The sequence below is a fragment of the Sphingosinicella sp. YJ22 genome, assembly GCF_011320075.1.
In the GTDB taxonomy this organism is placed as follows: Bacteria; Pseudomonadota; Alphaproteobacteria; order Sphingomonadales; family Sphingomonadaceae; genus Allosphingosinicella.
Genome location: NZ_JAANPA010000074.1, coordinates 1 through 3074 on the forward strand (window position 1 = coordinate 1; position 3074 = coordinate 3074).

Annotated in this window: 2 protein-coding genes; both read right to left on the reverse strand. The window is 66.1% G+C overall.

The window, feature by feature from the left end; translation table 11 throughout:
* Positions 1-174 precede the first annotated feature (174 nt).
* Positions 175-1878 carry a cytochrome c oxidase subunit I gene (ctaD, locus tag G7B71_RS15415; protein WP_166042547.1) on the reverse strand — a complete coding sequence of 568 codons (1704 nt, stop codon included), beginning with the start codon at positions 1876-1878 and terminating at the stop codon, positions 175-177.
* A gap of 15 nt (positions 1879-1893) precedes the next feature.
* Entirely contained in the window at positions 1894-3006 is a 1113-nt protein-coding gene (gene coxB, locus G7B71_RS15420) for a cytochrome c oxidase subunit II (protein ID WP_243406274.1), read from the reverse strand.
* Between the last annotated feature and the right edge of the window lie 68 nt (positions 3007-3074).

The following is a 3074-nucleotide window of genomic DNA, read 5'->3' on the forward strand; positions in this document are numbered from 1 at the left end:
CGTCGGCACCAAGTTCCGGCCAAGGCGCCTGGAACCGTTGCACGATCATCTCGCGGACGCCCTTCGACTTCGCTCAGGACGAGCGGGAACTGGGTGCGCTGTACATACCCCAAACGAGAAGCGCCCCGGAGTTTCCCCCGGGGCGCTTGGCGATTTCAGCCTGAGCGGCCGGCCTTAGTGGTGATCCTTGTCGTCGATCACCGGCAGGGTCTCGAACTGGTGGTAGGGCGGCGGGCTGGACAGGGTCCATTCCAGCGTCGTTGCGCCCTCGCCCCACGGATTGGCCGGCGCCTTCTTCCCCATCGTGAACGAGTAGATGATGTTGAGGAAGAAGAAGACCATGCCGACCGCCATGATCATGTAGCCGGTCGTCGCCAGCTCGTTCCACGGCTGGAACGCCGGGGTGTAGTCCGGATAGCGGCGCGCCATGCCGTCCAGCCCCAGGAAGTGCATCGGGAAGAACAGGATATTCACGCCGATGAAGAAGATCCAGAAGTGGAGCTGGCCGAGGATCTCGCTGTACATCCGGCCCGACATCTTCGGGAACCAGTAGTAGAAGCCCGCGAACAGAGCGAACACGGCGCCCAGCGACAGCACGTAGTGGAAGTGAGCGACGACGTAGTAGGTGTCGTGCATGTAGTTGTCGACGCCGCCGTTGGCGAGCACGACGCCGGTCACGCCGCCGACGGTGAACATGAAGATGAAGCCGAGCGCCCACACCATCGGCGTCTCGAAGGTCAGCGAGCCGCCCCACATGGTGGCGATCCAGCTGAAGATCTTGATGCCGGTCGGCACCGCGATCACCATCGTCGCCGCGGTGAAGTACATCTTGGTGTTCACGTCCATGCCGACCGTGAACATGTGGTGCGCCCACACGACGAAGCCGATCACGCCGATCGCGACCATGGCGTAGGCCATGCCGAGATAGCCGAACACCGGCTTGCGGCTGAACGTCGCGACGATGTGGCTGATCATGCCGAAGCCCGGCAGGATCATGATGTACACCTCGGGGTGGCCGAAGAACCAGAACAGGTGCTGGTACAGGATCGGGTCGCCGCCGCCTTCCGCGTTGAAGAAGTCGGTGCCGAAATTGCGGTCGGTGAGCAGCATGGTGATCGCGCCGGCGAGCACCGGCAGCGCCAGCAGCAGCAGGAAGGCGGTGATCAGCACCGACCAGGCGAACAGCGGCATTTTGTGCAGGGTCATGCCCGGCGCGCGCATGTTGAAGATGGTGGTGATGAAGTTGATCGCGCCGAGGATCGACGAGGCGCCCGCGACGTGCAGCGAGAAGATCGCGAAGTCGACCGCCGGGCCGGCCGAGCCGCTCGTCGAGAGCGGCGCGTAGACCGTCCAGCCGGTGCCGGCGCCCAGCCCGTTGCCGCCCGGCATGAACGCCGACACGAGTAGCAGGATGAAGGCGGGCGGAAGCAGCCAGAAGCTGATATTGTTCATGCGCGGGAACGCCATGTCCGGCGCCCCGATCATGATCGGCACGAACCAGTTGCCGAAGCCGCCGATCATCGCCGGCATCACCATGAAGAACACCATGATGAGGCCGTGCGCGGTGATCAGCACGTTCCAGAAGTGGTTGGCGTTGTTGAAGTCCTGCGGACCGGCCCCGGCGAGGCCGGCGAAGAAGTTCGCCCAGCTCTCGAGATACTGGATGCCCGGCTCGGCGAGCTCGACGCGCATCATTCCGGAGATGCCGCCGCCGATGATGCCCGCGATGATCGCGAAGATCAGGTAGAGCGTGCCGATGTCCTTGTGGTTCGTCGACATGAACCAGCGGGCGAAGAAGCCCGGCTTGTGGTCGGCATGGGCGTCGTGATGGTCGTGGGCCGCCTCGAAGTGAGCGGCGTTGGCCGTGGTGTCGGTCATGGTCTTTGTGCTGCCTTACATGCCCGCCGGCGACCGCTCGCGGACGGTCGGCTGGTTGGTCGTGGCTTGGATTTCATTGGTGGGCTCGACCGGCTCGCTGCCGTCAGGCCGTTCGGCGGCCAGGGCGTTGCCCAGGGTGTTGGCCTGCGTCGAGTCCGGGTTCGCGTTGGGCTGGCTGCCCGGCATGGTGCCGCCACGCGAGGCGACCCAGCGCTGGAAGGCGGCCGGGCTCACCACCTCGACGGCGATCGGCATGTAGCCGTGGCGGGCGCCGCACAGCTCGTAGCACATGCCGAAATAGACGCCCTCGCGCTCGGCGCGGAACCAGGTCTCGTTGAGACGGCCGGGGACCGCGTCCATCTTCGTCCAGAAGGCGGGGACGCCGAAGGCGTGGATCACGTCGGCCGAGGTAACGATGAGCTTCACCGTGGCGCCGACCGGGACCACCATGCGCTCGTCGACGGCGAGCTGCTCGGGGCCGTCAGCGGCGGTGCGGAATCGGGCGCCGGCCTGAGCGTCACGCTGCTCGGGCAGCATGTTCGAGGTGAGCTCGATGCCATGGTCGGGATATTCGTAGGTCCAGTACCATTGGTTGCCGATCACCTTGACGGTGAGGTCGGCGTTGGGCGGCGAATATTGGTTCGCGAGCAGCCGGATCGACGGCACCGCGATGACGATCAGGATGAGGACCGGGACCAGAGTCCAGATCACCTCGACCAGCGTGTGGTGGGTCGTGCGCGACGGCACCGGATTGGCGGCGCGGCGGTAGCGCAGGATGACGTAGATCATCAGCGCGAGCACGATCAGGGTGATGATCGTAATCGCCGGCATCAGGATATAGTCGTGGAAGCCGGCGGCTTCGCGGCCGATCGGCGTGACCTGGTCCTGGATGCCCATGCGGCCGTCCGGCTGACCAACCCCGGCGGTCGGTTCCAGGTGCTCGGAATAAGCCGGCTGGCCGGCCGGAGTCGCGGCCTCCGGAGTCGGGCTCGCCGCCGCCTGGAGATTGGCGCCAGCCTGCGGCTGCGTCGCCTCGCCCTCGGGCGCCTGCGCGGAATCGGGAGTGCCGGGCGCCGCTGCCGGTATTGGCGAGGACGATGCCGTTGACCGCGCCGGTCGACGCGACACTTTCGAGCGTGACTCCGCCCGCTGCGATGGTCGTGCCGGAGATGGTGACCGCGGTGCCCGAGCCGGTG

Excerpts from the sequence above, each read along its gene's own strand:
- ctaD (WP_166042547.1), bottom strand. The coding sequence starts at position 1,878 with ATGACCGACACCACGGCCAACGCCGCTCACTTCGAGGCGGCCCACGAC.